At 66.5% G+C, this 16,748-nt stretch carries 13 protein-coding genes; 2 read left to right on the top strand and 11 right to left on the bottom strand.

All coding sequences use genetic code 11. The features are described 5' to 3' along the window. Positions 1 to 2: 2 nt before the first annotated feature. From AC56LG_RS24065 to AC56LG_RS24020, 10 genes are all read right to left on the bottom strand, one after another. On the bottom strand, positions 3 to 1,553 hold the full coding sequence (locus tag AC56LG_RS24065) for a hypothetical protein (RefSeq protein WP_497168564.1): 1,551 nt from the start codon (positions 1,551 to 1,553) through the stop codon (positions 3 to 5). After that, positions 1,550 to 3,538: a hypothetical protein gene (locus AC56LG_RS24060; RefSeq protein ID WP_497168563.1), complete on the bottom strand. Its 1,989-nt coding sequence runs from the start codon at positions 3,536 to 3,538 to the stop codon at positions 1,550 to 1,552. The genes AC56LG_RS24065 and AC56LG_RS24060 overlap by 4 nt, the downstream gene beginning before the upstream one ends. After that, on the bottom strand, positions 3,522 to 4,505 hold the full coding sequence (locus AC56LG_RS24055; protein ID WP_497168562.1) for a BatA domain-containing protein: 984 nt from the start codon (positions 4,503 to 4,505) through the stop codon (positions 3,522 to 3,524). The genes AC56LG_RS24060 and AC56LG_RS24055 overlap by 17 nt, the downstream gene beginning before the upstream one ends. Next, a complete protein-coding gene (locus AC56LG_RS24050) occupies positions 4,502 to 5,389 on the bottom strand; it encodes a DUF58 domain-containing protein (RefSeq protein ID WP_497168561.1) in 888 nt (295 codons plus the stop codon). The genes AC56LG_RS24055 and AC56LG_RS24050 overlap by 4 nt, the downstream gene beginning before the upstream one ends. Next, the gene (locus AC56LG_RS24045; RefSeq protein WP_497168560.1) at positions 5,390 to 6,397 is read right to left on the bottom strand and encodes an AAA family ATPase; all 1,008 of its coding nucleotides are present in this window, start codon (positions 6,395 to 6,397) and stop codon (positions 5,390 to 5,392) included. Next, on the bottom strand, positions 6,398 to 7,018 hold the full coding sequence (locus AC56LG_RS24040; RefSeq protein WP_497168559.1) for a DUF4159 domain-containing protein: 621 nt from the start codon (positions 7,016 to 7,018) through the stop codon (positions 6,398 to 6,400). Positions 7,019 to 7,031: 13 nt separating this feature from the next. Further along, positions 7,032 to 8,369, bottom strand: a complete 1,338-nt coding sequence (locus AC56LG_RS24035) for a TldD/PmbA family protein (protein WP_497168558.1) — start codon at positions 8,367 to 8,369, stop codon at positions 7,032 to 7,034. Positions 8,370 to 8,378: 9 nt separating this feature from the next. Continuing rightward, positions 8,379 to 10,016, bottom strand: a complete 1,638-nt coding sequence (locus AC56LG_RS24030; protein ID WP_497168557.1) for a TldD/PmbA family protein — start codon at positions 10,014 to 10,016, stop codon at positions 8,379 to 8,381. 193 nt (positions 10,017 to 10,209) lie between these two features. Beyond that, entirely contained in the window at positions 10,210 to 11,544 is a 1,335-nt protein-coding gene (locus tag AC56LG_RS24025) for a TldD/PmbA family protein (RefSeq protein WP_497168556.1), read from the bottom strand. A gap of 8 nt (positions 11,545 to 11,552) precedes the next feature. Further along, positions 11,553 to 13,190: a TldD/PmbA family protein gene (locus AC56LG_RS24020; RefSeq protein ID WP_497168555.1), complete on the bottom strand. Its 1,638-nt coding sequence runs from the start codon at positions 13,188 to 13,190 to the stop codon at positions 11,553 to 11,555. Positions 13,191 to 13,564: 374 nt separating this feature from the next. Between AC56LG_RS24020 and AC56LG_RS24015 the strand changes: the two genes are divergently transcribed. Next, positions 13,565 to 14,347 (top strand): class I SAM-dependent methyltransferase, encoded by a 783-nt coding sequence (locus AC56LG_RS24015; RefSeq protein ID WP_497168554.1) that lies wholly within the window; start codon positions 13,565 to 13,567, stop codon positions 14,345 to 14,347. 47 nt (positions 14,348 to 14,394) lie between these two features. On the opposite strand, the gene AC56LG_RS24010 is transcribed toward AC56LG_RS24015, so the two are convergent. Next, a complete protein-coding gene (locus AC56LG_RS24010) occupies positions 14,395 to 15,684 on the bottom strand; it encodes an SGNH/GDSL hydrolase family protein (RefSeq protein WP_497168553.1) in 1,290 nt (429 codons plus the stop codon). 106 nt (positions 15,685 to 15,790) lie between these two features. Here AC56LG_RS24010 and AC56LG_RS24005 point away from each other — a divergent pair, with 106 nt between their 5' ends. Beyond that, complete coding sequence (locus AC56LG_RS24005) at positions 15,791 to 16,690, top strand: LysR family transcriptional regulator (RefSeq protein WP_497168552.1); 900 nt, start codon at positions 15,791 to 15,793, stop codon at positions 16,688 to 16,690. The last annotated feature ends 58 nt before the right edge of the window (positions 16,691 to 16,748 follow it).

Genomic DNA, 16,748 nt, shown 5'->3' with positions numbered 1-16,748 from the left:
TGTCAGCGCCGCTCGCGCCACCACAAGCCCAGCATCGCCAGCGCGAACAGCAGGGCGAACGGCCATTGCGGGATTCGCCGCTCTATCTGCGTTGGCGCCACCGGCGTACGCGCCGCATAGCGCGCGGTCGCGGCGCGGCGCTCGGCGGCTTGCCACAGCGGCCAGTCGGTGGGGGCGTACACATAGACCTCGCTGTTCACCATCTTCGATCCTCGCGTCGATCCCTGCGTTTCCATGCGCAGCCAGCCCGGCGCGCGCGGCCAGACGGCGACGCACGCTGCATCGACGCGATCGCTGCGGCGTTGCCAGTCCAGCGTCTGGTTCAGGTCCGGAAAGCGCACCTTGCCGCGCACGCCGAACGCGCAGAGCTCGAGGCGCTGGCCGGGCAGCGGCATCTCGCGCGGCGCCAGCCACTGGACATCTTGCGCACGCTCGACGCGCACTGTGTCGAGCACGTCCTGCCACCACAACGCCAGCGCGCGCGGCTCGCTGATCGCCAGGCGGTGCCAGTCGGCCGCGCCGAGCCAGCCGATGCGGCCCTGCCCCCACTGGCGTGCCCAGACGCCGGCCTCGCTGCCGCTCCAGGCGCCAGCCTGGCGCGTGGCGGGGATCAAAGGCGCCACCGGCAGCGGCAGCGCACCACCGGTGCGTTTGTCGGCATCCTGCGCCTGCAGGGGCAACTGCACGCTGCGCGACCAGACGCCGGCATCGTTGGCGTTCGCGGCCAGCACCAGCAGCGCCGCTCCTTCTCTCACCTGCTCCAGCAGGGCCGCGCGCGCCGGCGCCGCGGCCCGTTCGAACCAGGCAGCGTCGATCACCAGCAGATCCGGCCGGTCGATCTTCTCGCGCGCGCGTTCGCTGCGGGTGACGGTTTTGCCGAGCGTGACCTGCCAGTCGACCAGGGCGCGGCTCTGCACCAGTATGTCGTTCAGTACGCGCACGTCGAACGAAGGCGCGCTGAAGCGCCCGCGCACGGACAGGGGGCGGGTCTCGCCAACGACGACCGGCACCGGCCCCTCGGCCAGCAATTGTCCCTTGTCGCCCAGCAAGCGCGCCCGGAGCAGCAGGGTTTCGGCCAGCGGCGGTAGCCAGGACACGGTGAGGTCGCCGGCGCCGCGCGTCTCTGCCAACAGTTGACCGTTCTCGGCCAGCAGCTGCAGGCGCGCCGGCGCCTGGCCGGTACGGCGCACGGTCAGGGCGAACAGGCGGCCCAGCGCCATCCGGCGTGGGAATTCCAGCTGCAGGGTGGCGCCCGTGGGTGCTGTCCAGGCCAACGGACGCGCCGGCAGATCCTGCCACTGCGCCGCGCGCAAGCCATCGCCCTGCAGCGTCAGGCTGCGCACACCGTCGAGCGCGCCCGGCGGGTTGCGGGCATCGATTGCCAGCGTGGCGCCGGCAGCGCCCGGCATGGTGACGTTCGAGGCGAGCAGCGCCAGCGCCGCGGTGGCGACCAGTGCCAGCAGCGCTTCGAACGGGCGCCGTCGCCACAGGTAGAGCAGCACGCTGGCCACGCCGGCCAGCGCAATGGCCGCGATCAGCATGGTGGAGCTCATTGCGGCGCTCCTTCACGCCAGCCGCGCGTAAACGGCGTCGTGGTTACCGGCTGCGCCTGCAGCAGCACCGGCGCCTCCTTGACGCCGGCACGCAGCCAGGCGCGCAAGGCTGGACGGCAGCGTCCGCAGCCATCGAGCACGTCCTGGATCGCGCGCTGGGCGGCCAGGCGCTGTTCGTCGTCCGTTAAACGTTCACGCACCCAGTCGTGGGCGGTACGCGTCCACAGGGCCGGCAGCGCGGCATCGTTCGAGAGCGCCGCCACCAGTTCGCGCAGCGCCGCCGGAATCGCCTCCTCGCCCCCGCCCTGCGCGCGCGCGTAGCTGGCCGCGCCGACCACGTCGCCCGTCATGCGGATCTCTTCCCTGATCGGTGGTGGCACGAAGGCGGTCTTGTGCAGGTAAATGCGGTCGGCCTGCTGCAGTTCCTTGATCGCCTCCAGGGCCTTGTATTCCGGCGCCAGTGCGCTCTTCGGCGTGATCGCGCGCAGCGCCTTTTCGGCATCCCACATCGCGACCAGCGCACGGCGCAGGATTTTTTTCGTCCCCTCGTCGTACAGGGTCGCGTTTTCCGCTTCGTCATGGGCGTGGCCGAACTGGTGCAGCACGTCCATCTTGCCGCTTTCTTCCGCGTGCTCATTGTGTTCCTCGTGTTCGTCGTGCTCCTCGCCGCCGAACAGGCTCGATTCCTCGCCCAGGAACTGGCCGTAGCGGCGGCGCAGCTGGCCCTGGTCGAGCGCGATCGATTCGCTGCGCTCGCGCACCGTTTCCGCGTTCATGCGCGTCGATTTCATGTCGGCGATCAGCTGTTCGGTGTCGATGATGATCTGGCGCTGGCTGCGCAGGCTTTGCGGCTTGACCAGCATCGGCATCGCCGCCGTCTCCTCGCTGTCCTCGGCCTCCGGCGCCGGCAGGCGCAGCGTGTAGGTGGGCGACTGCACCGTGTGCGGACGCGCCGCATTATCGGCCGCGCGCACGAAGAAATACAGTTCGTCGCCCGGCTCCATGCCGAGTTCGGCGAGCGTCCAGGTTTTTGCCCAGTTGCGCAGGCGCGGATTATTCGAGGCCGGCAGCGGCATTTCCCGGTCGGTGAACTTGATGTTTTCACCGCTGCCGCGCGCCAGTGTCAGGTGCAGGGTGGCGCGCTGGACGCGGTAGTCGTCCTGCACCGACAGCGCCATGGCGGCCATCGTCGCATCCGTTTTCAACTCCTGGATCATCTGCGCCGGCTGCGAGATGGTGATGGTCGGCGCCGCATCCGGCGTCACTTTGATCGTGTAGCGCGCGCCGCGCCAGCGCCAGAACAGCGATTCGGTGGCGACCAGGGTTGCGCACCAGTCGTTCACCGTCAGGGTGCGGCCATCGCTCAGTTCCAGCGTGGTCGGGGCGGCTGACGGGTCCTTCAGGCACCAGCGCAACTGGCCGCCTTCGGGCAGGGCGATGTCGCGCGGCGCGCCGCTGCTGCCGGCGGCGCCGGTGTAGGCCGGCGGCGTGGCGGTCACAGTCAGCTGCGGCACGATCGGTGCCCTGGCCGCCTGCGTGGCCGGCACAGCCGCCCGCGCCGTCGCCGCCGGCTTCTGGCCGAAGAACCAGACCGTGGCCGCCAGCGCCAGCCAGGGCAGCAGCCACGTGAAACCGGTGCCGACGTGGGGGTGCACGGCGCGGCGCACGGCCGGCTTGTCGAGCGCCGTGTCGAGCCGCGCCAGCAGGCGCAGGCGCTGCATGCGCGCCAGCGGCGTGTCCGCCTCCAGCAGCAGCGCACTGCTGTCTTCCATGCCGGGTACCGCCGCATCGAGCCAGGCGCTCCAGCCGCGCGCCACCTGCTGGCGCAGGCGCGCCGCATCCCACATGCACCAGGCGCCCCAGGCCAGCAGGCCGGGCAGCAGGCGCAGCGTCAGCCAGGGCAGCGTGCCCAGCACCCACAGCGGCAGGCGCCGCAGTACAGCCGCACGCCACAGGCGCCGCGCGATGTCAGCGTCGCCGTGCATGGGTCAGGATCCTCTCGATGGCAAACAGGGCGACCAGCGCCCACAGCAGGAAGTCGCGCAGCGCGCCGCTGGCGTACGGGCGCGCAGGGGTGTTCGTTGCTGCAAAAGTCATGGCGGGCGCGGTGTACGGCACCGGTGCGTAATGCAGTTCGCGCCAGGTTTCCAGCAATGCGCGCGCAGTCGCGGGATCGGTCGGTGGCCAGGCATTCGAGGCCCAGACACGCCCGCGCACACCGTCGGCGTAACGGATGGCGCCGACCGCCTTCGATTGCGCCAGTTCCGTAAACGCGCCGGCATCGGTCGACCACCACAGCGGCGCGCGCATCGACGCCGGCGGCGCACCGGGCCGGTCCCAGACGATCAATTCGGTCCGTGGTCCCGGTTCAGCGTCGAGCACGACGCGCAAGGGACCGTCGAGCGCGGCGAACATGCGGCGCCATTCCTGCGCGCGCTCGCTGACAATGGCGACGCGCGCCTCGCTGCGCGGCAGCGGCTTTGCCAGCGTACGCAGCACGACCGGACGGCGAAATTGCGGCAAGCTGGCGGGCATCGGAATATCGCCCAGCACCAGCAGGCGCGCCTCGGGGGTGAATTCGCGTTCGTGGGCGCCGATCCAGGCCAGCGCCGCGTGCGCGGGCAGCGCCTGGCGCGCCGCCTTGCCATAGCCGGCCGCCGCCACCTCGCGTTCGACCCATTGCGCGTCGCTGCCCTCGGCGACGACGACCGTATCGCCACGCCACGGGAACACCGGGTCGGCCAGCCAGGCGATCGCGCAAGCCAGCAGCAGGCAGCGCACGATCAACAGCACGATGTCGGCCCAGCGCCAGACCCGCATCTGGCGCGGCTCGGTGCGCGGCAGGAAGCGCGCACTGGCGAGCGGCTCGGCTTTCACTTGCACACGCTTCTTGCGGTGCCACCAGACCGGCAGCAGCAGGGTCGGCAGCGCCAGCCACCACAGGCTGTTCATCGGCGGCTCCCTTGACGCAGCCACTGGCGCAGTACCTCGCCCGGCGCCTGTTCGATGCGGGCGTGGGCGAGCTGCACGTCGCTGGCGCGCAAGGCGGCGCCGACCGTATCAAAATGCCGTTCGCGGTTGCGCAGGTAGCCTTCGCGCAGGTCGGGCCCGAAGCGGAAGACGCCGCCGTCACGCTCCGGGTCGCGGTAAGCGGGGCCGCTGTCGAAACTGCCCGTCGATTCGGCCTCGGTCTGCAGGCAGACGGCGCGCACGTCGTGGCGCATGTGGCGCAGGCGCACCAGCGCTTGCGACAGCGCCGAGGGCCAGTCGAGGAAATCGGTAGCGGCAAAGATCAGTGAAGGCGAGCCCGTAAAGCGCAGGCTGGAGCGCAGCAGATCCGCATCGGGCAAGTCGCCCTCGGCCTGCACTTGCGCCAGCTTCGCCAGTACCCGCTGCAGCTGGCGCGGCCCGCGCGCGGCCGGCACGAACTGCACGCGCCCGCCGCCCAGCACTGCCATCCCGAACGCATCGCCCTGGCGCTGCGCGATCGCGCCGATACAGGCCAGCAGCGTGCGCGCATAATTTAACTTGTCGAGTCCGGCGATGCTGCGGCTCGACTCCGCCATCGAGGCGCTGGCGTCGAGCAGCAGCCAGACCGCCACGTGGCTGTCGCGTTCGGCCTCGCGCACATAGTAGCGGTCGGCGCGCGCCAGCAGCTTCCAGTCGACGCGACGCCACTCGTCGCCCGGCGCATAGGCGCGGTACTCGGAGAACTCGACGCCGGACCCGCGCTCGCGGCCGGCATGCACGCCCTGCCCCAATCCCGCCAGCACGTGGCGGATGACGAGTTCGAGATCGGTCGTGTGCGCGATCAGCGCCGAACTAACGTGCGTCAATTAATCGACCCGGATCCCGGCGCGGATCGCCTGCAGGATGTCGGCCATGGCGACACCATCGGCTTCGGCCTCGAAATTGCGCAGCACGCGGTGCGCCAGCACCGGCAGCAGCATCGCGCCGATGTCGTCGCGCGTGACCGCGAGGCGCCCGTCCATCAGCGCGCGCGCCTTGGCCGCCAGCACCAGCGCCTGGCCGGCGCGCGGGCCCGCGCCCCAGCCGACATGCTTTTTCACTGCCGCTACCGTCGTCTCTTGCGGGCGCGTCGCGCGCACCAGGCGCGTGGCATAGCGCAGCAGGTGTTCGCCGATGGCGATGTCGCGCACCAGCTGCTGCAGGCGCAGCAGGCTCTGTACGTCGAGCGCCGGTTCGGCATCCTGCGAATGCGACTGCGTCGTCATCGCCACCATCGCGACTTCTTCGTCCTCGCTCGGATAGACGACGTCGATGCGCAGCAGGAAGCGGTCGAGCTGGGCTTCGGGCAGCGGATAGGTGCCGCTCTGTTCGATCGGGTTCTGCGTAGCGAGCACAAAGAAGGGCCGCGGCAGGGTGTGGGTCTGGCCGGCAAAGGTGACGGAGCGTTCCTGCATCGCTTCGAGCAGCGCCGATTGCGTCTTCGGCGGCGCGCGGTTGATCTCGTCGGCCAGCAGCACTTGCGTGAACACGGGACCCGGTTGAAAACGGAACGAGCGCTGGCGCGTGGCCGCGTCTTCTTCCAGGATTTCGGTGCCGACGATATCCGAAGGCATCAGGTCGGGCGTGAACTGCACCCGGCGGAACTGCATGTCGGTGGCTTGCGCCAGCGATTTCACCAGCAGCGTCTTGCCGAGGCCCGGCACGCCCTCGACCAGCGCGTGGCCGCCGGCCAGCAGGCAGGTCACCAGCAAATCGACCACCGCTTCCTGGCCGATGATCACACGCGCCATGCTTGCCTTTAGTGCCCCTACCTTTGCCACCAGCTCGCTGACTTCCGCCTCGCTCCAGGCTACTGCCGAATCATGTTCCGCCACTTAGGCTCCCAACGCATATTGAATGATGTTCACCGCAAAGCGGGTATTGTCCACCGCGAGAAACCGCTTGTTTCGAAAGTCGTAATCCCACTCGCAACCGTAATCCTTGTTCGAGTACAGCACGCGTACGCGCCCGCCGATCTCGATCGCCTTCAAATATTCGTGCACCAGGTCGTCTCCCCAGCCGTTCAGTTCCACCGAGGTATTCGGCGGGCCGTCGAATTTGAAGAAGCTCGAATACACCGGGTGGTTGTTCGGGATCTTGCGCAGCGCCGAGGCGCCGAAGATCTTCGCCATCTCGGCTTCGAAGGATTTGGCGAACAGGCCGTCGATGTCGTGGTTGCAGTCGTCGACAAACACGAAACCGCCGCCACGCACGTAGCGTTCGAAGTTCTTGCGCTCGGCGGGCGTGAACTGCACCAGCTTGTGCCCGGCGAGATAACAGAACGGGGCTTCCAGCACCTTCGGGTCGGACAGCGCGATCATCCGCTCGGCCGGGTCCACCTTCAAGGTGGTGTACTCGACCAGCGAATTGAGCACGTTGCTGGGCATGCGGATATCCACATCCCAGTCACCCGACTCGTACAGCAGCCGGGTGAAGTAGAAGTCGTACCGTCGCATTTAAAGACCGTCTCTACACCGCGTCGGACAGCGACGTAAAGTTAAAGTCGCGCACCTTCATCGGCGGCAGCACCATCTGGTACGGCACCTCGTCGCCGCCGATCACCTGCGGCTTGCCCAGTTCCTCGACGTTGTTCAGGATCGTGACCGGACTTTCGTTGAAGCGGAAATTCTTGATCGGGTACTTGATCTTGCCGTTCTCGACGTAGAAGGTACCATCGCGCGTCAGCCCCGTCAGCAGCAGCGATTGCGGGTCGACCATGCGGATGTACCAGGTGCGGGTGACGACCACGCCCTTCTTGGTCGAGGCGATCAGTTCTTCCAGCGATTTCGACCCGCCTGCCATGATCATGTTGCCGTGGCCAGCCGTCGCCACCTTGCCCTGCTTCTGCGCCCAGTAGCGCGAATAATCGAGCGCGGCGATGCGGCCGTTCTTGATGATGTCGGTGCGCTGGCGCGCCAGGCCCGACTGGCCATCCCAGGGCAGCACCGGCACGTCCGGGTTCCACGGGTCGGCCCAGACGTTGATCTGCTCGTCGAACAGCTTGTCGCCCAGGCGGTTCTTGCCGCCCTTCTTGGTCAGGAAACTACGGCCTTCGTCGGCGTCGCGCGCGCTGAAGGAGCTGAACATATTGCCCAGCACTTCCGAGGTGGCGGCCGGTTCCAGGATCACCGTGTAGCGGCCCGGTTCCAGCGCCTTCGCCTCGACCGAACGCAAGGCCTTTTCGATAGCGACGGCGGCCGCCTCGCGCGCGTCGAAGCGGCTGGCGTCCGTCGCCGAACGCGTCACCCAGCCCGAGCCGCGGCCATCTTCGGTACGCACGGTGCAGGTGTAGGCCAGGTCGGTCGCTTCCTGGAAGCCGAACACGCCGTTCGAATTGGCGAGCGCATTGAAGCGCTTGCCGTCGTTGAAGAAGCCGGCGCAGACCAGGCCCGCCTTTTTCGCCGCTTCGATGCTGTAGGCCGCCACTTGCGCGCGGTATTCCGGATCGATGTCGGCGGTGGCACGGACAAAAGTAGGCGTGGCCTTGTAATCCTGCTTGCCGACGGCCGGCATGAATTCGGGGTTTTCCGGCGCCAGCCGCGCCAGCTCTTCCGCCCTGCGCACGGCCTTTTCGAGCGACTTGTCGTCGAATTCGTTGAGCTGGGCGATGCCGGATTTTTTACCGAAGGCGACCTGCACGGTCAGTTCCATGTCTTCGTTCAGGCCGGCGGTCGAGATGCTGTTGCGCGCAAAGCGCACGTTGCCCTCGCGCTTGCCGCCGATGTCGACGCTGCACTCGTCCGCTTTCGAGAACTTGATGACGCGTTCGCAGATGCGTTGTGCTTCTTCCTTGTTCAGCTGTTTCATCGTTTGTCCTTAAGCGATCTTGCGCGCAGTGTTAATCACGTTGATGCCGTTGAAGCGCGTCGTGCTCGACCCGTGCGAGACCGCGCTGACCTGGCTCGGCTGGCCCTTGCCGTCGAAGAAGGAGCCGCCCATGCGCCAATCGCGCTCGTCGCAGATGGCGCTGCAGGCATTCCAGAATTCCTGGGTGTTCGACTGGTAGGCGACGTCTTCCAGCGGATTGGTGATCTTGCCGTTCTTGATCTCATAGAACAGCGTGCCGCCGAACTGGAAGTTATAGCGCTGCTGGTCGATCGAGTAGGAGCCGCGGCCGACGATATAAATGCCCTTCTTGACGTCGGCGACCATCTCGTGCGGGGTGAGCCTGGCCTTGCCGGCGGCCAGCGACACGTTCGGCATGCGCTGGAATTGCACGCTGCTCCACGAATCCGCATACGAGCAGCCGTGCGATTCCTTTTCGCCGATGATGTGGGCCTGGTCGCGCGTGGCCTGGTAGTTCACCAGCACGCCGTTGCGGATGATGTCCCACTCCTTGGCGCGCACGCCTTCGTCGTCGTAGCCGATCAGGCCGAGCGAACCCGGATTGGTGCGGTCGGCAATGAAGTTCACGCGCTCGGCGCCGAACTTGAATTTTTTGGTCTGCCATTTGTCCAGCGTGGCGAAGCTGGTGCCGGCGTAATTCGCTTCGTAGCCGAGCACGCGGTCGAGTTCCGTCGGGTGGCCGACGGCTTCGTGGATGGTCAGGAACAGGTGTTCCGGCGCCAGCACCAGGTCGTACTTGCCCGGCTCGACCGATTTCGCGCTGAGTTTTTCGCGCGCCTGCTTGCCGGCCAGGCGCGCATCTTCGATCACGTCGTACGATTTGGTGTACAGCGTGGTCACGCCGCCGGCGGCGCGCACCTTGTCCTGGGCGCGCACATCAAAATATTCGTAGCCCATGCTGACCGGGGCGCCGAGGCCGCCGCGCGAGCGGAATTTGCCGCTGACCTTGTCGACGGCGGTGGCGTTGATCGGCGCCCACAGGCGGTGGATGTCCTGGTCGATGTAGGAGCCGTCGGTCGACGCAAAATACTTTTGCTGGTTAATCTGGAACAGGTTCGCCGTCATGAAGCTGGCGCCCGCCTCCAGGCCGGCTTTGTTCGCAGCGATCAGCATCTCGGCCTTGTCTTTTACATGCACCGCGCGCCAATCCTTCCTGATCGGCGTGGCCCAGGCGACTTCGCCCACGCCCTTCACCGGCGCCAGCTGCACCGGTTCCGTTTGCAGTTTGGCGTTGGCCTTGGCAATCGCCACGGCCTGGCGCGCGGCGGCGGCCACCGCGTCCGGGTTCATGCTGTTGGTGGCGGCGAAACCGTAGGCGCCGCCGGCGATCACGCGCACGCCGACGCCGGTCGATTCGGTATTCGTGATGTTCTCGACGTTCAGGTCGCGCGTCGTGATGAACTGGTTCAGGTAGCGGCCGATGCGCACGTCGCAATACGATGCGCCGGCGCTCGTGGCCGCGTTCAGGGCAGCGTCGGCCAAGGATTTTTTGAAGGCGACTGCCATGGGGCTGAGCAGGTCTTCGGCGGCGATGGCGTTGCCGAATACCGGCACGACCATGGCGCCCGCCGTGCCGGCGCCGATTTTCAAGAAGGTACGTCGTTCCATTTACTCTCCAAATGCCGGTGGTTGAAATGCACCACAGGCTGGTGCGTAACGTAGGGTGGGCACTCGTGCCCACGCGTATTCCGGCTCATGTATCGTCGAGATGTTTCTCGACCCGCATACGTCGCACCGCGTGGGCTCAAGAGCCCACCCTACGTTACGCGACGGTCAACGATTGAATCCCAGGTCGTTTTGCTTACACCGCGTCCGAGAGAGACGTGAAATTGAAATCCCGTACCTTCATCGCCGGCACCACCATCGGGTTTGGCCCCTCGTCGCCACCGAGCACCACCGACTTGCCGATCTCTTCGATATTGTTGAGCATCGACACCGGGCTCTCGTTGAAGCGGAAGTTCTTGATCGGGTGCTTGATCTTGCCGTTCTCGACATAGAAGGTGCCGTCGCGCGTCAGGCCGGTCAGCGCCACCGATTGCGGGTCGACCATGCGGATGTACCAGGTGCGCGTGACCAGCACGCCCTTCTTGGTGCTGGCGATGAGCGCTTCAGTCGTCTTGTCGGTGCCGGCCATGATGAAATTGCCGGCGCTGCCGACGGCGCGCTTGTTCTTTTGCCTGGCCCAGAACTGCGAGTATTCGAGGTCGGCCACGCGGCCATCCTTGATCCAGTGCTGGCGCTCGCGCGGCAGCATGCTGGCGTCCCACGGCAGCACTGGCACCAGCGGGTCCCATGGGTCGGACCAGATGTTCACCTGGCTGTCGAACAGCTTGTCGCCGACGCGGTTGAGGCCACCCTTCTTGGAGAGGAAGCTGCGCCCTTCGTCGGAACGGCGCGCATCGAAGCCGTTCATCATGTAGACCATCAGGTCGCTGGTGGCGGCCGGCTCCAGGATGACGGTGTAGCGGCCCGGTTCCAGCGCTTTCGCATCGACCGAGCGCAGCGCCTTTTCGATGGCGACGTCGGCCGCTTCGCGCGGGTCGAAACGCGCCAGGTCGCGCGCCGAGCGCCGCACCCAGCCCGAACCGCGGCCGTCTTCGGTGCGGATGGTGCAGGTGAAATCGAGCGAGGTCAGGGCCTGGTGGCCGAACACGCCGTTCGAGTTGGCCACCGTCTGGAAGGCGGTGGAGTCGCTCAGGAAGCCGGCGCTTACTAAACCCTTCTTGCGGCAGGCTTCGATCGCGTAGGCGGCGGCCTGGGCGCGGATCTCGGGGTCGATGTCGGCGGTCTTCTGGACGAAGGTATTCGACGATTTGTACTGCTGCCTGGCGACGGCCGGCATGAATTCCGGATTTTCCGGCGCCAGGCGCGCCAGGTCTTCGGCGCGGCGCACGGCCTTTTCCAGCGACTTGTCGTCGAACTCGTTGATGCTGGCGGTGCCCTGGCGCTTGCCGAAGGCGACGCGCACGGTCAAGGTCGTGTCGTCGGTCAGGCCGGCGGTGGAGACGGCATTGCGGGCAAAGCGGATGTTGCCGTTGCGTTCACCGGCGATGCCGACGGTGCATTCGTCGGCTTTCGACAGCGACAGCACGCGGTCGCAGATGCGCTTGGTTTGTTCCTGGGTCAGGATGGTCATGAATGTCCTTAGCCGATCTTGCGGGCGGTGTTGATCACGTTGATGCCGTTGAAGCGCGCGGTCGAGGAACCGTGCGAGACGATGCTGATCTGCGGCGGCTGTCCTTTGCCGTCGAAGAAGGAACCGCCCATGCGCCAGTCGCGCTCGTCGCAGATGCCGGCGCAGGCGCTCCAGAATTCCTGGGTGTTGGCCTGGTAGGCCACGTCTTCCAGCATTTCTCCGATCTTGCCGTCCTTGATTTCGTAGAACAGCTGGCCGCCGAACTGGAAGTTGTAGCGCTGCTGGTCGATCGAGAACGAACCGTCGCCGACGATATAAATGCCCTTCTTGATCCCCTTGACCATTTCGTCGGGCGTCAGCTTCTTCTTGCCCGCCGCGAGCGAGACGTTCGGCATGCGCTGGAACTGCACGTTGCTCCACGAATCGGCGTACGAGCAGCCGTGCGATTCCTTCTCGCCGATGATGTGGGCCTGGTCGCGCGTGGCCTGGTAGTTGACCAGGATGCCGTCCTTGATGATGTTCCACTCCTTGCAGCGCACACCTTCGTCGTCGAAGCCGACCGCGCCGAGCGAGCCCGGGGTCGTCTTGTCGGCGACGATGTTGACGATCGGCGAACCATATTTAAAATTCTTCGACTGCCATTTGTCGAGCGTGGCGAAACTGGTGCCGGCGTAGTTGGCTTCGTAGCCGAGCACGCGGTCGAGTTCCGTCGGGTGGCCGACCGATTCGTGGATGGTGAGGAACAGGTGTTCCGGCGAGAGCATCAGGTCGTATTTGCCCGGGGTGACCGACTTTGCCGTCAGCTTGCGCTTGGCGTCGCGGCCGGCGGCGCGCGCATCCTCGACGATGTCGTACGAATTCGTGTACAGCGTGGCGACGCCGCCGGCGGCCTTGATCTTGTGCTCGGGGCGCGCGTCCAGGTATTCGTAACCCATGCCGACCGGCGCACCGAGCCCCTGGCGCGAACGGAACTTGCCGCTCGCCTTGTCGACGGCGGTGGCGCTGAACGGCGCCCACAGGCGGTGCAGGTCCTGGTCGATGTAGGAGCCGTCGGTCGACGCGAAATACTTTTGCTGGTTCACCTGGAACAGCATCGACTGCATGAAGTTGGCGCCGTTGTCGATGCCGGCCTTGTTCGCGGCGATCAGCAGTTCGGCCTTTTCCTTGATCGGCACCGTGCGCCAATCCTTTTTATATGGCGTCGCCCAGCTCACCTCGCCCACGCCCTTCACTGGTGCAAGCTGCACCGGTTCGGACTGCAGCTTGGCATTCGCCTTGGCGATCGCGACGGCCTGGCGCGCCGCATTGGCGATGCCGTCCGGGGTCATGTCCGAGGTGGCCGCGAAGCCGTAGGCGCCATTGCAGATGACGCGCACGCCGACGCCGGCCGATTCGGTATTCACGACGTTCTCGACGTTCAGGTCGCGCGTGGTGACGAACTGGTTCAGGTAGCGCCCGATGCGCACGTCGCAATACGAAGCGCCGGCCTTGGTGGCGGCATTCAACGCGGTGTCGGCCAGCGCTTTTTTAGCCGCCACGGCCATGGGGCTCAGCAGTTCTTCGGCTGCGATCGCGCGGCCGGCGACGGGGATGAGCATCGCGCCGAACGCCACGGTGCCGATGTTGAGAAAGGTACGACGTTCCATTCTGTCTCCTGAATTCAACCTGCTTCGGGGGCGGCGCGCACACGGGCACTGCCGCATATGTATGTGTAGAACTCGTGGTGCCGCGACGGCGAACCGCATGGCAAACCGTTAAACATTATCAGCAACCAATGATTTTGAATAGGCAATCTTTATACCAGTCGCAAAGTCTTCGTGGCTCGGCTGTGGTATGCGGTTTTCAGGCGTACATACTGGGTCGATCGGCCGTCCGCGCGCTGTCCGCCTGTCCGGCCGGACACCCAGCGGACAGTGCAGATGGCATGGATTCGCTTGACTGGCCGGGTTGCTTGTTCGATCATCGGCGCGGCGGCAACGGCACTGGCCCGCGGCCGACAACCTTACTGGAGACACCGACCATGAAACGACTGATCCTCGCCGCGCTGCTGGCCGCGGGCGCCGCCGGCGCCGTACAGGCCGACGACGCCCTGAAAGCCGTCATCGCCGGCGAACACCGCGCCACCAACGCCGCTCGCGACGGCGCGCGCCATCCGTACGAAACGCTGACTTTCTTCGGCATCAAGCCGACCATGACGGTGGTGGAACTGGTGCCTGGCGGCGGCTGGTACACCGAGATCCTGGCGCCCTACCTGCGCGACAAGGGCAAGTACATCGCTGCCGGCGCGGCGCCCGAGAAGAAGGGCGCCATGGCCTTGCGCGCCAAACTCGACGCCAATCCGGCCCTGTACGGCAAGGCCGTCACCGCCGTGTTCGAGCCACCGAGCCGTTACGAGATCGCGCCGGCGAACAGCGTCGACATGGTGCTCACCTTCCGCAACCTGCACAACTGGGTCGGCAATGGCGAAGCAGCCCTGCAAACGACGTTCAAGGAAATCCACAAGGTCCTGAAACCGGGCGGCGTGCTGGGCGTGGTCGACCACCGCTTGCCAAGCTCGATGAAGCAGGACGAGAAAGCGTCCACCGGCTATGTGCACGAAGCCTATGTCATCAAGCTGGCCGAGAACGCCGGTTTCAAATTGGCCGGCAAATCGGAAGTGAACGCCAATCCGAAGGACAAGGCGGACCACGAAAAGGGTGTGTGGACGCTGCCACCGGTGCTGGCCAACAAGGAGAAGGAGCGCGAGAAGTACATGGCGATCGGCGAGAGCGACCGGATGACCTTGAAGTTCGTGAAGCAGTAACTGCAAGCCGGCAGGATGGCGGCGGGCCGCGATGGCCTGCCACGTGGTTACGGCGCTGTGCCCGCGTCGCCGAACAGCATCTTCAGGTTCAGCGATTCAGCCATCGCCCCGTAACCCGCATCGCCCGGATGCAGGTGGTCGCCTGAATCGTAAGCCGGCCGCATCCTGCCGGGAGCAGCGGGATCGCGCAACAGGCGATCGAAATCGGCCACGGCATCGAATTCCCCCGCATCCCTGATCCACGCGTTCACCTCCTGGCGCAGCCGCTCCTTGGCAGGACTGAAGTGGCCTTCGAAGGGCGTGCCCCGTAATGCGCCTTCGAAAGGCGGCAGCGTGGCGCCGACGATCCTGAGCTTGCGCGCATGGGCCGCGGCGATCAGCTGGCGATAGCCCGCGACCAGCCGCGCCGCCGTCATCATGCGCTCGTGCGGCGCAAAGGGACTGCCGGGCCAGCCGATGTCATTGATCCCGATGAGGACGACCACGGCAGCCACGCCCGGTTGGCCCAGTACATCCTGCTCGAAGCGCGCCAGCGCATTGGCGCCCATCCGGTCTCCCAGCAGGCGCGCCCCCGAGATGCCGGCGTTCGCGACCGCCACCTGGCTGCCGGCCAGATGCCGTGCCAGGAAATCCGGCCAGCGGTGGTCCGCGCCCGGCGTGGAGCCATTGCCATCGGTGATCGAGTCGCCAAGGACGACGACTGTACGCGTCGCCTGCGGTACTTCGGCCAGCACGGCGCTCAGGAACAGGCGGCCGGGGATACCCTGCGCAAGCGCCATCGCCGGCGCCGCCGTCAGGTTTCCTTTCCCGACCAGTGCCGTCTGCTGCGCGCCCCAATGGAATGTGCGCAGCAGCGTCGGCCCGGGCAGGAAGACCGAGATGGCCAGCCGGGTGAAGGCGCCTGGCGCCAGGTCGACCGGATCGCTGACGAGCGGCGCGCCGGCGGGAACGACTGCGCCTGATTCGCCCCCGAAGCGCACGGCCACGCTGGTTCCCGGCAGGGCCGTGCCGTCCGGCCCTGCCATGGCGACCCTTGTTTCGCCCAGCACCAGCGGCGTAGCGCCGTAGCGGTTCGAGAACACGAGGCGAATGCGCCGTCCGCCCACGCTCAGGCGCACCGTCTCGCGCACGGTTTGCCCCTGCAGGCTTGCCGGCACGCCGGTCGGGAGGATGAAGTCGTCGTCCCAGGCCGGCTGCGGGCTGGCGTACCAGGTGCTGGCCCAGCGCATGGACGGCGCGGTCGACGCGGTGTCCGCGCTGGCATCCGCGCCGGGCACGGCAAGGGCAAGGAGCAGTGCGCAGGCATGCGCACGGAGCGAGGATGCAGGACAGGTCATGGCTTTCCGATAGTTTGTGAGTGAACCATCAGGATAGGCCATGCTGTTTTGTAAGGTTAGAGGCAAAATTGCGTTAACATCCATTCCAACTTGGAATGGAGGGTCGATGGATACCTTGCGCGCAATGCGCTATTTTGTACGCGTGGTTGAACTGGGCAGTATTTCGGCGGTCAGCCGCGAAGAGGCAACCAGCCAGCCGAATGTCAGCAAGGTGCTGCGCGCGCTCGAAGCGGAGCTGGGAACACGGCTTGTCGAACGCAGCACGTCCGGCCTGCGTCCCACCGACCAGGGCCTGCGCTTCTACCGCCGCGCCAAGGGCGTGCTCGACGAATACCGGGAAGCGCTGGACGAAGCGCGCGGCTTGACCGAACGCCCTGCCGGGCTCTTGCGCATCAATGCCCCGGTCGCCTTTGGCCAGCTGCGCCTGAATGCGATCGTGGGGCGCTTCCTGGCAGCCTGGCCGGAGATCGAGGTCGAGCTGATCCTCGAAGACCGCTATGTCGACCTGGTCGAGGATGGCGTCGACGTCGCCCTGCGCCTGGGCCGGCGCCTGCCGCCGGATGCAATCGCGCGGCGCATCGGGGCCTCGCAGCGGCGCCTGTACGCCGCACCCGCCTATCTCGCGCGCCGCGGGACGCCTGCCACGCCGCAGGAACTGGCGCTGCACGAATTCATCCGCTTCGCCTGGACGCCCGACGGCGGCATGCTGCATCTTGAGCGTCGCGACGATACGGTGGAGGTACAGGCGCGCGGCCGCTACCGCATCAACAATGCGATGGCGATCCGCGACGCGATGCTCGATGGGGCCGGCATTGGCCTTTGCCCCGAATGGCTGGTCGACGACTTGCTTGCCGCAGGCCGGCTGGCACCCGTGCTCGGCGCGTGGAGCGCAGGCGCACAGGAGCTGTTCCTGCTCTACCCTTCGCGTCGCTACCAGCCCTTGCGCGCCCGCCTGTTTGCCGAGGAGCTGGAAAAGGAGGTACGAGCCCTGCCCGGTTTCAGGTGACCAGGGGGTATTCGGTCGATCGCGCCAAAAAACGGGGCCGCTTCATTTCAAGCGGCCC

The sequence above is a fragment of the Telluria sp. ZB2R32 genome, assembly GCF_059685715.1.
Note: the sequence above shows the minus strand (reverse complement) of the source record. Positions and strands in the feature narration are given on the sequence as shown.